19 protein-coding genes are annotated in these 18,375 nt (G+C 72.4%); 12 read left to right on the forward strand and 7 right to left on the reverse strand.

Going from position 1 to position 18,375, the window contains the following annotated elements; all coding sequences use genetic code 11:
* Positions 1–18: 18 nt before the first annotated feature.
* The 8 genes from ACFYML_RS20105 to ACFYML_RS20140 are packed head-to-tail and all read left to right on the forward strand — an operon-like array spanning position 19 to position 8,097.
* Positions 19–372 (forward strand): L-rhamnose mutarotase, encoded by a 354-nt coding sequence (locus ACFYML_RS20105; RefSeq protein WP_387422065.1) that lies wholly within the window; start codon positions 19–21, stop codon positions 370–372.
* Positions 369–1,550 carry an L-rhamnose isomerase gene (rhaI, locus tag ACFYML_RS20110; RefSeq protein ID WP_387422066.1) on the forward strand — a complete coding sequence of 394 codons (1,182 nt, stop codon included), beginning with the start codon at positions 369–371 and terminating at the stop codon, positions 1,548–1,550. The genes ACFYML_RS20105 and rhaI overlap by 4 nt, the downstream gene beginning before the upstream one ends.
* A 27-nt stretch (positions 1,551–1,577) precedes the next feature.
* Positions 1,578–3,620 (forward strand): bifunctional aldolase/short-chain dehydrogenase, encoded by a 2,043-nt coding sequence (locus ACFYML_RS20115; RefSeq protein ID WP_387422067.1) that lies wholly within the window; start codon positions 1,578–1,580, stop codon positions 3,618–3,620.
* A gap of 17 nt (positions 3,621–3,637) precedes the next feature.
* A complete protein-coding gene (locus ACFYML_RS20120; protein ID WP_083673034.1) occupies positions 3,638–3,856 on the forward strand; it encodes a helix-turn-helix domain-containing protein in 219 nt (72 codons plus the stop codon).
* Positions 3,853–5,283, forward strand: coding sequence for a rhamnulokinase family protein (locus ACFYML_RS20125; RefSeq protein ID WP_387422068.1), 1,431 nt, complete (start codon positions 3,853–3,855; stop codon positions 5,281–5,283). The genes ACFYML_RS20120 and ACFYML_RS20125 overlap by 4 nt, the downstream gene beginning before the upstream one ends.
* Before the next feature lie 2 nt (positions 5,284–5,285).
* Positions 5,286–6,059, forward strand: coding sequence for a (Fe-S)-binding protein (locus tag ACFYML_RS20130; protein WP_387422135.1), 774 nt, complete (start codon positions 5,286–5,288; stop codon positions 6,057–6,059).
* Positions 6,060–6,076: 17 nt separating this feature from the next.
* Positions 6,077–7,477: a lactate utilization protein B gene (locus ACFYML_RS20135; RefSeq protein ID WP_387422136.1), complete on the forward strand. Its 1,401-nt coding sequence runs from the start codon at positions 6,077–6,079 to the stop codon at positions 7,475–7,477.
* Positions 7,474–8,097, forward strand: a complete 624-nt coding sequence (locus ACFYML_RS20140; RefSeq protein ID WP_387422069.1) for a lactate utilization protein C — start codon at positions 7,474–7,476, stop codon at positions 8,095–8,097. The genes ACFYML_RS20135 and ACFYML_RS20140 overlap by 4 nt, the downstream gene beginning before the upstream one ends.
* Before the next feature lie 13 nt (positions 8,098–8,110).
* On the opposite strand, the gene ACFYML_RS20145 is transcribed toward ACFYML_RS20140, so the two are convergent.
* The 6 genes from ACFYML_RS20145 to ACFYML_RS20170 all read right to left on the reverse strand — a co-directional run bounded on the left by ACFYML_RS20145 (position 8,111) and on the right by ACFYML_RS20170 (position 12,288).
* Positions 8,111–9,040 (reverse strand): ion transporter, encoded by a 930-nt coding sequence (locus ACFYML_RS20145; RefSeq protein WP_387422070.1) that lies wholly within the window; start codon positions 9,038–9,040, stop codon positions 8,111–8,113.
* Positions 9,041–9,259: 219 nt separating this feature from the next.
* Entirely contained in the window at positions 9,260–10,234 is a 975-nt protein-coding gene (locus ACFYML_RS20150; protein ID WP_387422071.1) for an ABC transporter permease, read from the reverse strand.
* Positions 10,235–10,553: 319 nt separating this feature from the next.
* A complete protein-coding gene (locus ACFYML_RS20155; protein WP_387279684.1) occupies positions 10,554–10,862 on the reverse strand; it encodes a BON domain-containing protein in 309 nt (102 codons plus the stop codon).
* The gene (locus ACFYML_RS20160) at positions 10,856–11,479 is read right to left on the reverse strand and encodes an STAS domain-containing protein (RefSeq protein ID WP_387422072.1); all 624 of its coding nucleotides are present in this window, start codon (positions 11,477–11,479) and stop codon (positions 10,856–10,858) included. The genes ACFYML_RS20155 and ACFYML_RS20160 overlap by 7 nt, the downstream gene beginning before the upstream one ends.
* A complete protein-coding gene (locus ACFYML_RS20165; protein WP_387422073.1) occupies positions 11,476–11,835 on the reverse strand; it encodes a GlsB/YeaQ/YmgE family stress response membrane protein in 360 nt (119 codons plus the stop codon). The genes ACFYML_RS20160 and ACFYML_RS20165 overlap by 4 nt, the downstream gene beginning before the upstream one ends.
* Before the next feature lie 30 nt (positions 11,836–11,865).
* Positions 11,866–12,288 (reverse strand): STAS domain-containing protein, encoded by a 423-nt coding sequence (locus ACFYML_RS20170; protein WP_387422074.1) that lies wholly within the window; start codon positions 12,286–12,288, stop codon positions 11,866–11,868.
* Between the two features lie 152 nt (positions 12,289–12,440).
* Here ACFYML_RS20170 and ACFYML_RS20175 point away from each other — a divergent pair, with 152 nt between their 5' ends.
* The 4 genes from ACFYML_RS20175 to ACFYML_RS20190 all read left to right on the forward strand — a co-directional run bounded on the left by ACFYML_RS20175 (position 12,441) and on the right by ACFYML_RS20190 (position 17,300).
* Positions 12,441–13,115: a response regulator transcription factor gene (locus tag ACFYML_RS20175; RefSeq protein WP_073838441.1), complete on the forward strand. Its 675-nt coding sequence runs from the start codon at positions 12,441–12,443 to the stop codon at positions 13,113–13,115.
* The gene (locus tag ACFYML_RS20180) at positions 13,112–14,464 is read left to right on the forward strand and encodes a sensor histidine kinase (protein ID WP_387422075.1); all 1,353 of its coding nucleotides are present in this window, start codon (positions 13,112–13,114) and stop codon (positions 14,462–14,464) included. The genes ACFYML_RS20175 and ACFYML_RS20180 overlap by 4 nt, the downstream gene beginning before the upstream one ends.
* Positions 14,461–15,024, forward strand: coding sequence for a GerMN domain-containing protein (locus ACFYML_RS20185; RefSeq protein ID WP_357436373.1), 564 nt, complete (start codon positions 14,461–14,463; stop codon positions 15,022–15,024). Before ACFYML_RS20180 ends, ACFYML_RS20185 begins: the two co-directional genes overlap by 4 nt.
* 689 nt (positions 15,025–15,713) lie before the next feature.
* Entirely contained in the window at positions 15,714–17,300 is a 1,587-nt protein-coding gene (locus ACFYML_RS20190; protein WP_387422076.1) for a DHA2 family efflux MFS transporter permease subunit, read from the forward strand.
* Between the two features lie 268 nt (positions 17,301–17,568).
* Here the strand turns inward: ACFYML_RS20190 and ACFYML_RS20195 are convergent, their stop codons facing one another.
* A complete protein-coding gene (locus ACFYML_RS20195; RefSeq protein WP_387422077.1) occupies positions 17,569–18,219 on the reverse strand; it encodes a TMEM175 family protein in 651 nt (216 codons plus the stop codon).
* Positions 18,220–18,375 lie beyond the last annotated feature (156 nt).

Consider the following 18,375-nt stretch of genomic DNA (forward strand, 5'->3'; position numbering starts at 1 on the left):
GCGCCCGACGGGAGAACCATGCCCCGCATCTGCTTCACCCTGCAGGTCGACCCGGCCCGCCTCGACGAGTACCGCGCCCGGCACGAGCGGGTCTGGCCGGAGATGCTCGCCGCCCTTGCCGAGTGCGGCTGGCACGACTATTCGCTGTTCCTGCGCGAGGACGGCCTGCTCGTGGGGTTCCTGGTGACCGACGACTTCGCGGCGGCCCAGGCCGCCATGCAGGCCCGTGACGTCAACGCCCGCTGGCAGGCGGAGATGGCGTCCTACTTCCTCGACCTCGACCAGCGCACGGCCGACCGGGCCATGCGGCCGCTGGACGAGGTCTTCAACCTCGAGGCGCAGCTCGCCGCCCAGACGGGAGAGTCACGATGACCCAGTCCGACGCGCAGACCCACGACCGGGTCAAGCAGGCCCTGCGCACCCAGCGCATCGAGACCCCGTCCTGGGCGTACGCGAACTCCGGCACCCGGTTCAAGGTCTTCCCGCAGGAGGGCGTGCCGCGCAACCCGTACGAGAAGATCGCCGACGCGGCGGTGGTGCACCGGCTCACCGGGGTGGCGCCCACGGTCGCCCTGCACATCCCGTGGGACCGGGTCGACGACTACTCCGACCTGGCGAAGTACGCCGCCGACCAGGGCGTCGCCCTCGGCGCGATCAACGCCAACGTGTTCCAGGACAACGACTACAAGCTCGGCAGCGTCACCAACCCGGACCCGGGCGTGCGCCGCAAGGCGATCGACCACCTGCTCGAGTGCGTGGACATCATGGACCGCACCGGCTCCCGCGACCTCAAGCTCTGGTTCTCCGACGGCACCAACTATCCCGGGCAGGACGACATCCGCGCCCGGCAGGACCGGCTCGCCGCCGCGCTGCGCGAGACGTACGACCGGCTCGGCGACCACCAGCGGCTGCTGCTGGAGTACAAGCTGTTCGAGCCGGCCTTCTACGCCACCGACGTGCCGGACTGGGGCACCGCGTACGCGCACTGCCTCGAACTCGGGCCGAAGGCGCAGGTCGTCATCGACACCGGGCACCACGCGCCCGGCACCAACATCGAGTTCATCGTGGCGTTCCTGCTACGGGCCGGGAGGCTTGGAGCCTTCGACTTCAACTCCCGCTTCTACGCCGACGACGACCTGATGGTCGGCGCCGCGGACCCGTTCCAGCTGTTCCGCATCATGTACGAGATCGTCCGCGCCGACGCGCTGCGCCCGGCGGCCGGGATCGCGTTCATGCTCGACCAGTGTCACAACATCGAGCCGAAGATCCCCGCGATCATCCGCTCCGTGCTGAACGTGCAGGAGGCCACCGCCAAGGCACTGCTCGTCGACGCCGCCGCGCTGGCCGCCGCGCAGCAGGCCGGTGACGTGCTCGGCGCCAACGCGGTGCTGATGGACGCCTACCACACCGACGTGCGGCCGCTGCTCGCCGAGCTGCGCGCCGAGCTGGGCCTGGACCCCGATCCGATGGCCGCGTACGCCCGCTCCGGCTACTTCGACAAGATCCGCGCCGAACGCGTCGGCGGCCAGCAGGCCGGCTGGGGCGCCTGACCACCACCGAGAACGCAGACAGGGGACATGAGGACGATGCATTCCGAGGTTCAGGCGCTCATCGCCCGCAGCAACCGGCTCGGCGCCGACCCGACCACCACCAACTACGCCGGCGGCAACACCTCGGCCAAGGGCGAGGCCACCGACCCGGTGACCGGCGGCCCCGTCGAGCTGCTCTGGGTCAAGGGCTCCGGCGGCGACCTCGGCACCCTCACCGAGGCCGGCCTGGCCGTGCTCCGGCTCGACCGGCTGCGCGCCCTCGTCGACGTCTACCCCGGCGTCGAGCGGGAGGACGAGATGGTGGCCGCCTTCGACTACTGCCGGCACGGCCTCGGCGGTGCCGCCCCCTCGATCGACACCGCCATGCACGGTCTGGTCGACGCCGCCCACGTCGACCACCTGCACCCCGACGCCGGCATCGCGATCGCCACCGCCGCCGACGGGCCCGAACTGACCAAGGAGATCTTCGGCGACCGGGTGCTGTGGGTGCCGTGGCGGCGCCCCGGCTTCCAGCTCGGGCTCGACATCGCCGCCGCCGCGTTGGCCAACCCGCAGGCGATCGGCGTCATCCTCGGCGGGCACGGCATCACCGCCTGGGGAGCGACCAGCGAGGAGTGCGAACGCCACTCGCGGGAGATCATCCGCACCGCCCAGGCGTACCTCGACGAGCACGGCCGGCCCGAGCCGTTCGGCCCGGTGATCCCCGGCCACGAGCCGCTGCCCCCGGACGAACGGCGCGCCCGCGCGGCGGCCCTGGCGCCGGTCATCCGGGGCCTGGCCTCCACCGACCGCCCCCAGGTGGGGCACTTCACCGACAGCGACGTGGTGCTCGACTTCGTCACCCGCGAGCGGCACCCCGCGCTCGCCGCGCTCGGCACCTCCTGCCCGGACCACTTCCTGCGCACCAAGGTCCGCCCGCTGGTGCTCGACCTGCCACCGACCGCCCCGCTGGCCGACACGGTCGCCCGGCTCCGGGAACTGCACGCCGCCTACCGCGAGGACTACCGCGCCTACTACGAGCGGCACGCCACCGCGGACAGCCCCCCGATGCGCGGCGCCGACCCGGCCATCGTCCTGGTGCCAGGCGTGGGCATGTTCAGCTTCGGGGCCAACAAGCAGACCGCCCGGGTCGCCGGGGAGTTCTACGTCAACGCCATCAACGTCATGCGCGGCGCCGAAGCCGTGTCCCGGTACGCCCCGATCGACGAGGCCGAGAAGTTCCGCATCGAGTACTGGGCCCTCGAAGAGGCCAAGCTGGCCCGGATGCCCAAGCCGAAGCCCCTCGCCACCCGGATCGCCCTGGTCACCGGCGCCGGCTCGGGCATCGGCCGGGCCATCGCCCACCGGCTGGCCGCCGAGGGCGCCTGCGTGGTCGTCACCGACCGGGACACCGCCGCCGCCGAGACGGTCGCCGCTGAGCTGGGCGGCCCGGACGTCGCGGTGGCCGTACCGGTGGACGTCACCGACGCCGACGCGGTGGCCGACGCCGTCCGCGCGGCGGTCCTCGCCTACGGCGGCCTGGACCTGGTGGTCAACAACGCCGGACTGTCGCTGTCGAAGTCGCTGTTGGAGACCACCGAGGCGGACTGGGACGTGCAGCACGACGTGATGGCCAAGGGCTCCTTCCTGGTCTCCCGGGAGGCCGCCCGGGTCCTCATCGACCAGCAGATGGGCGGCGACATCGTCTACATCGCCAGCAAGAACTCCCTGTTCGCCGGACCGAACAACGTCGCCTACGGCGCGGCCAAGGCCGACCAGGCGCACCAGGTCCGCCTGCTCGCCGCCGAACTGGGCGGCCACGGCATCCGGGTCAACGGCGTCAACCCCGACGGGGTCGTACGCGGCTCCGGCATCTTCGCCGCCGGCTGGGGCGCCCAGCGCGCCGCCGTCTACGGCGTGCCCGAGGAGAAGCTGGGCGAGTTCTACGCCCAGCGCACCCTGCTCAAGCGGGAGGTGCTGCCCGAGCACGTCGCCAACGCCGTCTTCGTGCTCACCGGCGGCGACCTGTCACACACGACGGGTCTGCACATCCCGGTGGACGCCGGCGTCGCCGCGGCCTTCCTCCGCTGATCCGGCCCGGTGCGGGAATGAGGACCAAGATGCTCGTGGAGAATCCGGTGCTCGACGAGGAGGACCTGCGTCTGCTGCGGTTGCTGGCCACGGGGGTGCCGCTGGAGACGGTGGCGCGGCGGTCCGGGCTGTCCGAGCGGACCGTGCGCCGCCGGATCCGGGCGATCTGCGACCGGCTCGGCGTCACCGCCCCGATCCAGGCGGTGGTGTGGGCGGCCCGGCGGGGGATGTTGTGACCGACCTGCACCTCGCCGCCGTGGACCTGGGCGCGTCCAGCGGCCGGGTCATGCTTGGCCGCGTCGCACCAGGCCGACTGGACCTGACCGAGGTGCACCGGTTCCCCAACGAACCGGTACGCCTCGGCGACACCCTGCACTGGGACGTCCTCGCGCTGCACCGGGGCGTCCTCGACGGCCTGCGCGCCGCCGGCCCGGTGACCAGCATCGGCATCGACTCCTGGGCCGTCGACTACGGGCTGCTCGACGACACCGGGGCGCTGCTCGGCAACCCGGTGCACTACCGTGACGCCCGCACCGACGGCGTCGCCGAGCGGGTCGTCAAGCAGTTCGGTGCGGAGCGGCTCTACCGCACCACCGGGCTGCAGCAGTTGCCGTTCAACACCCTCTACCAGCTCGTCGCGGCGGCCGGCACGCCGCAGCTGACCGCGGCGCGGTGGCTGCTGCTGATCCCCGACCTCATCGCGTACTGGCTCACCGGCGAGGTCGCCGCCGAGGTCACCAACGCCTCCACCACCCAGCTGTACGACCTGCGCCGCCGGGCCTGGGCCACCGACCTGATGGCCGACGCGGGCATCCGCGCCGACCTGTTCCCGCCGCTGCGCGAGCCAGGCGCCCGGATCGGCCCGGTCCGGCCCGGCCTCGGCCTACCCGGCACCCCCGACGTGGTGGCGGTCGGCTCCCACGACACCGCCTCGGCGGTGGTGGGCGTGCCGGCGGCGGGGGAGCACTTCGCCTACGTCTCCTGCGGCACCTGGTCGCTGGTCGGCGTCGAGCTCGACGCCCCGGTGCTCACCGAGGCGAGCCGGCAGGCCAACTTCACCAACGAATCCGGCGTCAACGGGACGATCCGCTACCTGCGCAACGTCATGGGCCTGTGGCTGCTGCAGGAATCGCTGCGCACCTGGGGCGCCACCGATCTGCCCGACCTGCTGCGCCGGGCGGCCCGGGAGCCGGCCTTCCGCTCGGTCGTGGACCCCGACGACCCGCGGTTCCTGCCGCCCGGCGACATGCCCACCCGCATCGCCGACGCCTGCGGCCACGCCGGCGAACCGGTACCCGCCACCCCCGCCGCGACCGTCCGCTGCATCGTCGACAGCCTGGCCCTGGCTCACCGCCGCGCCGTACGCCAGGCGCAGCAGCTGTCCGGCCGGCACGTCGACGCCGTGCACGTCGTCGGCGGCGGCGCCCGCAACGAACTGCTGTGCCAGTTGACCGCGGACGCCTGCGGACTACCGGTGTTCGCCGGGCCGGTCGAGGCCACCGCGCTCGGTAACATCCTGGTGCAGGCCCGTGCCGCCGGCGCCGTCAGCGGCGATCTGGCGGCCCTGCGGTCCGTGCTGCGCGACACTCAGCGCATCGTGCGGTACGAACCGCGCGGCGACGAGGCGGCCTGGCGGGCCGCCGAGGACCGGATGGGCGGTTGAGGATGCGGATCGCGCTGTTCGTCACCTGCCTCGCCGACACGCTCTTTCCCGAGGCGGCGAAGGCGACGGTGCGGCTGTTGGAGCGCCTCGGCCACGAGGTGGTCTTCCCGGCGGACCAGACCTGTTGCGGGCAGATGCACGTCAACACCGGTTACCCGGACGACGCGCTGCGGCTGGTCCGCCGGCACGTCCGGGTCTTCGCCCCGTACGACGTGGTGGTCGCCCCCTCCGGTTCCTGCGTCGGCTCGGTCCGGCACCAGCACGCGATGGTGGCCCGCCGGGCGGGGGACGAGCGGCTGGCCAGCCGGGCGGAAGAGGTCGCCCGGCGCACGTACGAGCTGTCGGAGCTGCTGGTGGACGTGCTCGGGGTGGCCGACGTGGGGGCGTACTTCCCGCACCGGGTGACCTACCACCCGACGTGCCATTCGCTGCGGATGCTCCGGGTGGCGGACAAGCCGCTGCGCCTGCTGCGGGAGGTCCGTGGCCTGGAGCTGGTGGAGCTGCCGCAGGCGGAGCAGTGCTGCGGGTTCGGTGGCACGTTCGCGGTGAAGAACGCGGACACCTCCACGGCGATGCTGGCGGACAAGATGCGCAACGTCCTCGCCACCCGTGCGGAGATGTGCACGGCGGGGGACTCGTCGTGTCTGATGCACATCGGCGGTGGGCTGTCCCGGCTCAGGGCCGGCGTGCGGACCGTGCACCTGGCGGAGATCCTGGCCAGCACCGAGGGGGCCGAGACCGCGGGGGAGCGGGACCGGTTGGAGGTGGGGTCGTGACGCGGACGTTCCTGGGTATGCCGGCCACCGCCCCGCGCGGGGTGGGCAATCTGCGCGGTGAGGAGTCCTTCCCGGCGGCGGCCCGCCGGGCGCTGGGGGACGCGCAGTTGCGCCGGAACCTGCGGCATGCCACCACCACGATCCGCGCCAAGTCGGCAGCGGTGATCGGCGAGCTGCCCGACTGGGCGCAGCTGCGCGCCGCCGGCTCCGCGATCAAGACCGACGTCATGGCCCGCCTGCCGGAACTGCTCGAGCAGCTCGAAGCCGCGGTCACCGCGGCCGGCGGCACCGTGCACTGGGCCGCCGACGCGTTGGAAGCCAACCGCATCGTGACCGGCCTGGTCCGGGCCACCGGCGCGCAGCGGGTCATGAAGGTCAAGTCGATGGCCACCCAGGAGATCGGCCTGAACGAGGCCCTCGAGGCCGCCGGGATCGAACCGGTGGAGACCGACCTGGCGGAGCTGATCGTGCAGCTCGGCCGGGACCGGCCCAGCCACATCCTGGTCCCGGCGATCCACCGCAACCGGGCGGAGATCCGGGAGATCTTCCTGCGCGAGATGCCCGGCGTCGACCCCGCCCTCACCGACGAGCCGGCCGTCCTGGCCGCCGCGGCGCGCCGGCACCTGCGCGAGACCTTCCTCAGCACCCGGGTGGCCGTCTCCGGGGCGAACTTCGCCGTCGCGGAGACCGGCACCCTGGCGGTGGTCGAGTCGGAGGGCAACGGCCGGATGTGCCTCACCCTGCCGGAGACCCTGATCACCGTGATGGGCGTCGAGAAGGTCATCCCCACCTGGGCGGACCTAGAGGTGTTCCTGCAGTTGCTGCCCCGGGCGTCGACCGGGGAGCGGATGAACCCGTACACGTCGATGTGGACCGGGGTCACCCCCGGGGACGGGCCGCAGCAGGTGCACCTGGTGCTGCTGGACAACGGCCGCAGCGCGGTGCTCGCCGACGCCGTCGGCCGGCAGGCGCTGCACTGCATCCGCTGCTCCGCCTGCCTCAATGTGTGCCCCGTGTACGAGCGCACCGGCGGGCACGCCTACGGGTCGGTCTATCCGGGGCCGATCGGGGCGGTGCTGTCCCCGCAGCTCACCGGGGTGCCGGACAACGCCTCCCTGCCGTACGCGTCGTCGCTCTGCGGCGCCTGCTACGACGCCTGCCCCGTGATGATCAACATTCCGGAGCTGCTGGTGCACCTGCGCGGCCAAGCCCCCCACCCGGCCGGCGAGAAGGCCGCGATGGGCGCCGCCGCGTACACCATGGACCATCCCCGGCTGTACGCGGCCGCGCAGCTCGCCGCGGGCCTGGCCCGGCTCGCCGGCCCCGCCCTGCCCCCGCCGCTGAACGGCTGGACCGCCAGCCGTGACCTGCCGGCTGCGCCACCGCAGACCTTCCGCCAGTGGTGGGCCGAGCGGTGACCGCACGTGACCTCATCCTCGGCCGGCTCCGGGTCGCCCGCGGTGAGCCGCCGGCGGACCCGGCCGCGGTACCCCGGGACTACCGGCCGGCCGGCGCCGTCGCCGTCGACCTCGACCTGCTGGTGCACCGGCTCACCGACTACCGGGCCACCGTGCACCGGTGCGCGGACGCCGACGTCGCGCAGGTCGTCGACGAGGTGCTCGGTGGCCGGCGCGTCGTGGTCCCGCCCGGGCTGCCCCGGCACTGGCTGCCCGCCACCGTCGCCGCGGTGACCGACGAGAACCTCACCGCGGCGCAGATCGCCGCCGTGGACGGGGTGGTCACCGCCGCGGCCGTGGCCGTCGCCGAAACCGGCACCATCGTGCTCGACGGCGCCCCGGATCAGGGCCGGCGGGTCATCAGCCTGCTGCCCGACGTGCACGTGTGTGTGCTGCGGGCCGACCAGGTCGTCGCCACGGTGCCGGACGCCGTGGCCCGGGTCGACCCGCGTCGCCCGCTGACCTGGATCAGCGGACCCTCGGCCACCAGCGACATCGAACTCAACCGGGTGGAGGGCGTCCATGGCCCTCGACATCTGCACGTGGTCGTCGTCTCGGCTGGTGCGGCGCAACACGGGTGACGGGGCCGCCGCGTCACCGGTCCCGGCTACCCGCCCTGGGCTGCCCGGCGTCGCGGTCGATCCGCAGTTCCCGCTCCAGGTCGGCCACCAGCGCCCGTAGGTCGTCGAGCCGCTGGCTGATCATGATCCGGTCGATCTCGTCCGGTACGCCGTCGCGGTCCTCGTCCACCGCCATCCGTTCGGTCATCTCCAGCCGGCGAGCCTCCTCCATCGAGTTGACGATCACCGCGATGAGGATGTTCACCAGCAGGTTGACGGTGATGAGCACGAAGCTGACGTAGTAGACGAGGGTCCACGGCGACAGCGCCATGCCCTGCTCGATCAGGTCGGGCAGCGTCTCCAGGGACAGCAGCACGAACAGGGTCAGCGCGGCCCGCCCGATCGTGCCGTAGTCGTCGGGATACGCCTCTTTGAAGATGAGCCACCCGGCCATGCCGTACACGTACAGGGTCACCAGGGCGAGGGCGAGGAACCCACCGACCCCGGGAAGGCTGCGCAGCAGCGCCGTCACGATGGTGCGCAGCCCCGGCGAGAAGCGCACCAGCCGCACCACCCGGGCGATGCGGATCACCCGCAGCCCAGCCGACTCGCCGTGCAGGCCGGGGATGAACGCCGCCGCGGTCACCACGAAGTCGAAGACGTTCCACCCGCGCCGGAAGAAGTCCTGGGGCCGACGACCGTGCGCCAGCAGCCGGATGGCGATCTCGACGATGAACACCGTGCGGAAGAACCACTCCAATGCCCGCAGCAGTGTCCCGAGCGACCCCGGGTGCGGGTAGGTCTCGACGCCGAGTACCACCGCGTTCGCCCCGATGACGACGACGATCGCCACCTCGAACCAGCGTGAACCCTCGACGCGGGCACACCACCGGGCCAGCCGCGACCGGCGCGACGCGGACGCCGGCGGGACAGCCCGCTGCCCGGGTACGGGCAGCCCGCTCACCACGGCGCCCTCGCCGCGCCCGCTCCGGCCGCTGCCACGACGGACCGCCAGGCGGCCGCACTGCCCTTCCTTTCGGACGGCACGTCGGGCGACCGGCGACGTGCCGCGGTGTCGGCGAGGCGCGGCGTAAAGATCACCGACCCAGCGTACGAGGACCGACGCCGCGCCTCGACCCGGCTACGGTCCGCCCAGACCGAAGCCGACGCCGATCGCCTGCGGTCACCGCAGTTTCGGGTCGAGGGCTTCGCGGACCGTCTCGCCGAGCATCACGAAGCTGAGTACGGCGGTGACGAGGAACGCGGCGGGGAAGAGGAGCAGGTAGGGCGAGACCCGGATGTAGTTCTGCGCCTCACTGATCATGATGCCCCAGGACACGACCGGGGTCTTCAGGCCGATGCCCAGGAAGGACAGGGTCGCCTCGGCGCCGATGAAGGAGCCGATCATGATCGTCCCGTACACCAGCAGCGGTGCGACGCAGTTCGGCAGCAGGTGCTTGAGGACGATTCGGCCGGTGCCGGCACCCAGGGCCCGCGCGGCCAGGATGTAGTCGGCCTCCTTGGTGGCCAGCACGGAGGAGCGCATCAACCGCATCACCACCGGCCACAACAGGACCACGAGCGAGACGATGACCAGGCCCATGATCTGCGCCTCGCTGTTGTCCGTGCCCGAGCCGTTGAAGGTGGTCAGGATGACGATGGCGCCGAGCATGAACGGCAGGCCGAAGAAGACGTCCGCGATGCGGGAGAGCAGACTGTCGACCCAGCCGCCGCGGTAACCGGCGACCATGCCCATCGCGCCGCCGATGAGTAGCGTGCCGATGGTGGAGAGCAGTGCCACCAGGATGGAGGCCCGGGCGCCATAGATGGTGCGGGCGTAGACGTCGCGCCCCTGTACGTCGTAGCCGAACCAGGCGGACGCCGAGGGTTCGACGCGGCTGTGTGCCAGGTCGCCGTTGACCGGGTCGCCGGAGGTGAACAGCCAGGGGAAGGCCGCCATCAGCACGAAGACCAGGATCAACGTGGCGGAGATCCAGAACAGTGGCTTGCGGCGCAGGTCCCGCCACGCGTCACCCAGCAGGCCACGTGGCTGCTGCTGTCGCGCGGATTCCGGCGGGCCGGCGGCGGTCGGTGTCCCGGTCTCGCTCGGCTGCTCGGGACGCGGGGTGCTGACCAGCGAGGCACTCGGGTCACTCATCGCGAATCCTCCGGTCCAGGCCGGTGGCGTGCCGCTACACCGGCAGGTCGTCGAGAACAGCCGAGCCTCAGGAATCGACCACGATGCCCACACGGTAACGGCGTAGTGGACGCTGCGCATCGGACGAACGTTTGACAACCATCAGCAGTGGGCAGCGGCGAGTCGGGCAGCGCGTTCATCACCGCCACCGCCATCGGTGGACCGGCCCGCCCCCGCCGACTTCGCCGCCCGCAACACGGGCGCGTTCAGCCCGGCACCGGTCAACCAGTCCGCCGGGACCGTTTCCTATCCGCGGCGCGACGGTTGACCGGCCGACCGGTCAGCGGCGGCTTCGCCGCTGACCGTACAGCTGCAGCGCGTTGCAGACGTCGACGACGCCGGGAACCTCCCACGCCAGCTCGCCGGCCGCCCGGCGGGTCTCCACGTTGGCCACCATCCCGGCAAGGATCACCACCCGGTTCTGCACCGTGATGGTGATCTGCTGGCGCCGGGTGATCCAGTCGATGCTCAGCCGCTGCGCCACCAGAGCCGCGAGGCGGAGATCCTCGCTCTCCTGCGCCGACTCCTCGTTCGTCGGCCGGGACGGGTTGTCGTCGGGGAACGGCGGAAATGCCCAGGGCATCACCATGGCGACTCCTTGACTGTCGATGGCGCAACTGCCTCGCGGCCCACCGGCGCCGTGCCGGCCGACGCGGGGTCGGCCAGGTCGCGCAGGGCGGCCGCCCGGCTCTCGTAGAGCGGAAAGACGTCGTCCAGCCGCATGGTGTGCAGCACCGTGAGGACGAACCGGGTGGGCGCCACCAGACACAGCACCGCGGCCCGCTGCCTGGCCTCCTGGTGCGCCCGGACCAGCAGACCGAGCCCGGCCGGGTCGACCACCTCCACCTCGCTGAGGTCCACGAGGACGTGGTCACCGAGGTGGATCGCCTCCGCCAGCGCCCGGCGCACCGCCTCGGCCGGATCGGCGTCCCGTGCAGCGGGTGCGGCAGCGACCTCGTCGAGGTAGTCGATGCCCAGGCCGGCCGTCGACCTGCCGGCACCGTTCGCGCCGCCCAGCTCGGCAGCGAGGGTGCAGCGGGGGCAGTGGTGCGGGCCGGAGGCGAAGGGCGAGCCGACCCAGCCGTTGTCGAACACCAGCGTCCAGACGACCTCCGCGTCGGGCAGGACACTTGCCGCCGCGGTGACGGTGTCACCGCAGCCGTCGCAGATCAGAGTCATCAGGTGATCGGCCGGTACGACCGTCATAACCCATCCTCTCGTTCTCTCCGCTCGCCGGCGGCGCTGGAGGGCGGCGGCGCCGGAGCGGACGTGCGGAACAGCGGTGCGTACCCGTCACGCCGCGACTGCCGCTCGGCCGTGACCACGGCGAGGACCACCGCGACACCTGCGAAGCCCGACTGCGCGACCAGCCGCAGGACCGTGAGTTCGGCCAGGTCGGCGCCGAGGAGGCGGATGACGACCGAACCGAGCAGCGCGGCGGCCACGCCGAGTGCGACCGTCAGCCAGACCGGCGCCACCTTGCGCCCCGGCACGAGCAGGCGACCGGCCAGGCCGACGGCGAGCCCGATGGTGAGTGCGCTGATGAGCGCGCTGCCACTCACTGCTGCCTCCTCGCCGGGCGCACGCCGGCCTCAGGAACGTACGGTGACCGTCGCTCGTCCTTGAGCGCCCGGAACCCCCGCCGGACGCTGCGCGGGCGGGGCCTGGTCGACCACACCCGAGCGGGACCGCCCGGGCGGATCCAGGATCGGCAGGACCTGGTCCAGCCGGGCCGTTTCCAGGATTCGACGGATGCGCGGGTTGGGGCTGCGCAGCTTGACCGCGCCCTGTCGACGGAGCATGCGCCGGTGCACGTCGAGCAGCAGTCCGATGCCCGCGGCGTCGATGTGCCGGCACCCCGACAGGTGGATCACCACCTCGGCGGGTCGCAGGGACAGGATTCGATCGAGGACGTGACTGACCTCGGAGAGGCGCGCCAGATCCAGTTCCTCGGTGATCTCCACCTCGACCAGCGGCACGGCGCATTCCGGCGGAGGCGGTTGCGGCCCGGTCATGTCTCCTGCTTTCGTGCGCGTTGTCCGGCTGGTTCACCAGCCTGTGCGGCGACCTTGGAGGGGAGCCCGCAGTTTCATGACAGTTGTGTGACAAAACCCGGGAACGGCTGACACGGTTGGGCCACGGCCACCGGTCCATGGATGATGCCCGTATGACGGCCGTACTGGTGATCGAGGACGACGACCGGATCCGGCTCGCGCTGCTGCTCGCCCTGGAGGAGGAGGGCTACACCGCGCACGGCGCGGCGACCGCGGAGGAGGGACTGCGGCGGCAGCGGGAGAACCCGGCCGACAACGTGCTCGTGGACCTGATGCTGCCGGGGCTCGACGGCTTCGAGTGCATCCGGCAGATGCGCCGCGACGACGACGTGCCCATCGTGGTCGTGAGCGCCCGGGACGACACCCACGACATCGTCGCCGCGCTGGAGGCAGGCGCCGACGACTACCTGGTGAAGCCGGTGGCGATCAAGGAACTGTCGGCCCGGCTGCGGGCGCTGCGGCGGCGGGGACGGGCGCTCGTGGCGCCGGTCCCCGCGCAGGTCTTCGGTGACCTGGAGATCAGCCCGGACGCCGGCGAGGTACGCCGGGCCGGCCAGCGGGTGGCGGTGACCCGCACCGAGTTCCGGTTGCTCTGCGAACTGGCCGAGCACGCCGGTCGGGTGTTGTCCCGGCAGCAGTTGCTGCAACGGGTCTGGGGATACGACACGGGCGACGAGCGGCTGGTCGACGTGCACGTGGGTCGGCTACGGCAGAAGATCGAGGCCGACCCGGCGAACCCGCGGCACCTGGTCACGCTGCGTGGCCTTGGCTACAAACTTCAGCGATGACCCGGCTCGGACTCCGCGCCCGGGTCACCGCCGCCTTCGCGGTCGGCGCGTCGCTGCTCGCGGCGTCGATGGCGTTGTTCTCCTACGACCTGACCCGCCGGTCGCTGCTGGACGAGCGGGAACGGGCGGCGGTGCGGGCGGCCTACTTCGACGCGGCCGTGGTGCGGACCGGGCTGGACACCGACGCCCCCGACGTGGTGGAGGTGCTGCGCTCCCTGGACACCGGCAGCATCCGCCGCCCGCTGCTGCACTTCAACGGCCGCTGGTACGGCCGCTCGGCGGACATCGGCGCGAGTTCGGTCCCCGGCGAGTTGCAGCAGCTGGTCCGCTCCGGGGAGGCGGGCGTGCAGCGGGTACGCCTCGACGGGCAGCCCACCCTGCTCGTCGGAGTTCCCTTGTCGGCGTCCACCGGCTACTACGAGCTCACGTCGCTGCGCGAGGTGGAGCAGACCTTCCAGGTGATGGCGTTGACCCTCACCGCGGTCGGCATCATGGTCGCCGGCGCCGGCGCCGCCCTCGGCTGGTACGCCACCCGCCACAGCGTGCGCCCGTTGACCGCCGTCGCGGACGTCGCCGAGCGGATCGCCGCCGGTGACTTCACCACCCGCCTCGACCCCACCACCGACCCGGACCTGACCCGGCTCTCCACCTCGTTCAACGACATGGTCGACCAGCTGGTCCGGCGGATCGAGCGGGACCGCCGGTTCGCCGCCGACGTGAGCCACGAACTGCGGTCGCCGCTGCAGACCCTGGCCGCCGCCGCGGACGTGCTCACCCGCCGCCGCGACCACCACGACGAGCGCACCGCCACCGCGGCCGGCCTGGTCGCCGACGAGGTCGCGCGCTTCCAGCGCCTGGTGGACGACCTGATGCAGCTGGCCCGCACCGAACGGCCCGCGCAGCGCGAGACCGTCGACCTGGCGGCCCTGGCCGGGGAGGCGTGCCGCAGCCGCTCCCTGCCCGGCGACCTGGTCCGCATCCCGCCCGGCACACCGAGCCGCTGGCTGGTCGATCGGCGCCGGGTTGAGCAGATCCTGCTGAACCTGCTGGACAACGCTGTCCGCTACGGGGGCGGCCCGGTCGCCGTGCACCTGCGGGTGCAGGACGGCGCCGGGGTCATCGAGGTCGACGACGAAGGCCCCGGCGTGCCGGTGCAGGACCGCGAGATCATCTTTGACCGCTTCGTCCGCGGCCGCGCCGCCCACGCCCGGGCGGACACCAACGGCACGGGTCTCGGCCTGGCACTTGTCGCCCAGCACACCGCCGCGCACGGCGGCCGGGCGAGCGTGACGGACCGGCCGGGCGGCGGCGCCCGGTTCCGGGTGGAGCTGCCCGGGAGCCTGCCGTGAGCCGGGCGTCGCGAGCCCTGCTGCTCGTCGTGGTCCTGCTCGCCGGGTGCGGGGTGCCCATCGACGAGTCCCCCCGGCCGGTGCAGGCACCGCGCGGACGGCTGCCGGCACCGGTGACCGGCACCCCGACCGGATCGGTGGGCCGGGTGGACGAGACGCTCTGCTTCGTCCGCGACGACCGGCTGTACCCGATGGTGCGCCGGATCGACGCGCTTCCCCCGGTCGACGTCCACCTGCAGCACCTGCTCGCCGGGCCGTCGAGCACGGAACGGGACAGCGGAGTGACCAGCGCCCTGCCAGGCACGGTCGTGGTGGCCGGGGCCCGGGTGAACGGCCGACTCGTCGAGGTCGACATCCAGGAAGCCGTCGACGAGACGGGTCGGAGCGACGAGATCCTCGCCTTCGGTCAGATCGTCTGCACGCTCACCAGGCGGCAGGACGTGGACGGGGTGTCCTTCCAGCGGGCCGGGCGGCCGTTGGACGTGCCCCGCGCGGACGGTTCCCTGTCCCGACAGCCGCTCACCGCCGCCGACTACCTGCCGCTGACCCGGCAGCGGTGACCCGCGCCGGGACGACCCGACCGGCGGAGCTGGCGGCCGATCGGCCGACCGCCTGCCGGGCGGACGGTGGCGGCGGACCGGCGGCACGGGGACGGTGTGGGTACCCGAACCGCCGCTGTGCTGAGGATCACGATGGCGGTGTCGCCCCGGAACCCGGCGGGACACGGGCGCGTCTATGGTCGTCCCGCCCGCCCTCCGCCCCGCGTCATCGGCCGCGAGCGGAGACCTGAGGCGCCGGTGCCGGCGGTGGCCCGCGGCCGCGCGCACCCCCGGCCGGGCCTGCCTCCGGCGCCGGGTCGAGGTTGCCGGTGCGCTGCGAACAGCGCTCTGACCAGCGCGGTCTGCCACCGATGCGCGGTTGCGCCGGACGGCACGACAAGGCCCGGCATCGATGTCGCACAGCCGGCGCGGAGCGCGGTACGGCGGACGGCTGTGGGTCCGCCTCGGTGCGGTGCCGGCCTGAGGTGGGGCGTCCAGACCCGGGGGCGCGGCGACGCGCAGGGCGTGGGCTTGTCGGCGACCGGCGCTGACCGGGCCAACCAGTGTGGGTGGTCACGGAGAATCCGAGCGCGAATTGTCGCCCGCAGTCGCTACTGTGCCAGCGGACGTCGCCCCTCCTCGTGACTTCCCGTGCTCGCCAGCGCGGTGCCGCCACCGCCCCCGATCAACACGAACCCAGGAGACTGTTAGTGACCCAGCAACCCGCCGCGACATCGGACAAGCTCGACGCCGCGGTTCTCACGGTGGCGGGAGTCGTCGTTCTCGGTGCGATCATGTCGATCCTCGACGTCACCGTCGTCAGCGTGGCGCTGCCGACGTTCCAGAACGAGTTCGACGCCACCTACGCCCGAGTCGCGTGGACCATGACCGCCTACACGCTCGCGCTGGCCACGGTGATCCCGCTCAGCGGGTGGGCCGCCGACCGGTTCGGCACCAAGCGCCTCTACATGATCGCGCTGGCGCTGTTCACGATCGGGTCCGGACTGTGCGCCACCGCCGACTCGATCACCCAGCTGATCACCTACCGCGTCCTCCAGGGGCTCGGCGGCGGCATGCTCATGCCGCTGGGCATGACGATCATGACGAAGGCCGCCGGTCCGCACCGGATCGGCCGCCTGATGGCCGTCCTCGGCATCCCGATGCTGCTCGGGCCGATCGGCGGTCCGATCCTCGGCGGCTGGCTGATCGACACGGCGAGCTGGCACTGGATCTTCCTGATCAACCTGCCGATCGGCGCCATCGCGCTCGTCTACGCGCAGCTGGCCCTGCCGAAGGACAACCCCGAGCCGTCCGAGTCGTTCGACTTCATCGGCATGCTGATGCTCTCCCCGGGCCTCGCCCTGTTCCTCTACGGCATCTCCTCGCTGCCCGAAGCCGGCACGATCGCCGAGACCAAGGTGTGGGCGCCGATGCTGGTCGGCGCCGCGCTCGTGGTGGGCTTCATCATCTACTCGTTCAAGCCCCGGCACCCGCTGCTCGACCTGCGGCTGTTCGCCAACCGCAACCTGACCATCGCATCGGTGACCATGTTCGTGTTCATCATCGCGTTCATGGGCGCCGGCCTGCTGTTCCCGAGCTACTTCCTGCAGATCCGCGGTGAGTCGACGCTGACCGCCGGGCTGCTGATGGCGCCGCAGGGCATCGGCGCGATGCTCACCATGCCGATCGCCGGGATGCTGGCCGACCGGGTGCCCGTCGGCCGCACCGTGCCGTTCGCGCTGGTGCTCATCGCCGCCGGGTTCTTCACCTTCACCCAGGTCGACCCGCACACCTCGTACTGGCTGCTCTGCGGTTCGCTGTTCGTGATGGGTCTGGGCATGGGTGGCACGATGATGCCGATCATGACCTCGGCGTTGAAGACCCTGCACGCGCAGGAGGTGGCCCGCGGCTCCACGCTGGTCAACATCCTCCAGCAGATCGGCGGGTCCGTGGGTGCCGCGGTGATGTCGGTGATCCTCACCAGCGAGCTGAACGGCTCCCAGCCGATCCCCGGTGCGGTGGACCCCACCAGCGGCAAGCCGATCACCGAGTCCGGGCTGGCCATCGCGGCGCAGCTGCAGCCGGAGCTCCTCCGGCAGTTCCCGGTGCCCGCGCAGCTCATCGAGCGCGGGCTGGACTTCGCCGCCAGCTCCTTCGGCACCACATTCTGGGTCGGGTTCGCGCTCGTGCTGACCACATTCATCCCGGCCGCGTTCCTGCCTCGCCGGCGCAAGCCGTCGCAGCCGCTCGACGGGCAGCAGCCGGAGCAGACGCCGACGCCGGTCGTCATCCACTGATCCGCCGTCGGGCCGCCCGGCGCCCCCGGGTGGACCGACGGTCGGGCCCGATCCACGCTGCGGCCGGGGCTGCCAGGGATTCCTGGCAGCCCCGGCCGTCTCACTGTGCGGCTGCCGGCGGACTCCGGCACGGCTCGGCCCCCGGCGGCTCGAGGCGATGGTGGCGTGCCCGGTGGCGTGGGGCCCAGCACTGACCGACGGCGCATGGTCGCACCAGCCCGCTGATCGTGGCCGGGACGGATCCGCCTACCCGATCCCGCCGTCGCGCTCAGCCGGCCGACGACCTGCCGAGCCGGGCGGCCGCGAACTGCACCACCGGCACAAGGAAGATCAGCAGCAGCCCGGCGGTCGGCGAGACGACCGCGACCAGAGTCGCCACCGCGAAGACTACGGACAGCGCCACGGGCGGCAGCAGTGCCGGAGCCGTTTCCGGGCCCGGCGACGTACGCAGCTGGGGGCGGCGGCCGATCCACCAGCTCTGCGCGAGCGCGAGGAGGCTGATGGCCAACATGTTGGCGACATAGAAGGCCGCGGAGTCGGCGCGCAGGTGGGTCTCCACGAACAGCCGCGCGGTGGGAAACGGCAGGAAGACCACCAGCATGATCCAGATCGAGTTCAGCACGACGAGGACCTCGTCGTAGTCGACGAGCCGTTCGTACAGTTGCCGGTGAGTTCGCCAGAACAACGCGATGACCAGGAACGACACGGCGAAGGACAGAATGTCGCCCAGGTGTTGGTGGACCAGGTCGGCCACCGACTGCCGGGCGCTGCTCTGGTCGGCGAAGTCGACGAGGGGGAGCGCCAGCAGGGTCAGGGCGATCGCCACGGCCGCGTCGGTGAACGCGATGACCCGTTGCAGGGTACTCCGGCGTTGATCGCCGTCCACGGGCTGCCGTCGACCGGCTGGCTCCTGATGCATGCCCTGATTCTGGCGAATCAGGCCGATTCTTCGGGCCGGCCTCGACGAACCCGGCGGCGTGCTCCGGAACCGCGTCGGCAGCCGTGGTCGACGACCACGGTCGCGACTCGGAAACGGGCCCGCCGATTACCGGTCCGGCCGGGCGGTGGACGGGGG

It is taken from the genome of Micromonospora sp. NPDC007230 (assembly GCF_042869115.1).
Lineage (GTDB): Bacteria > Actinomycetota > Actinomycetes > Mycobacteriales > Micromonosporaceae > Micromonospora.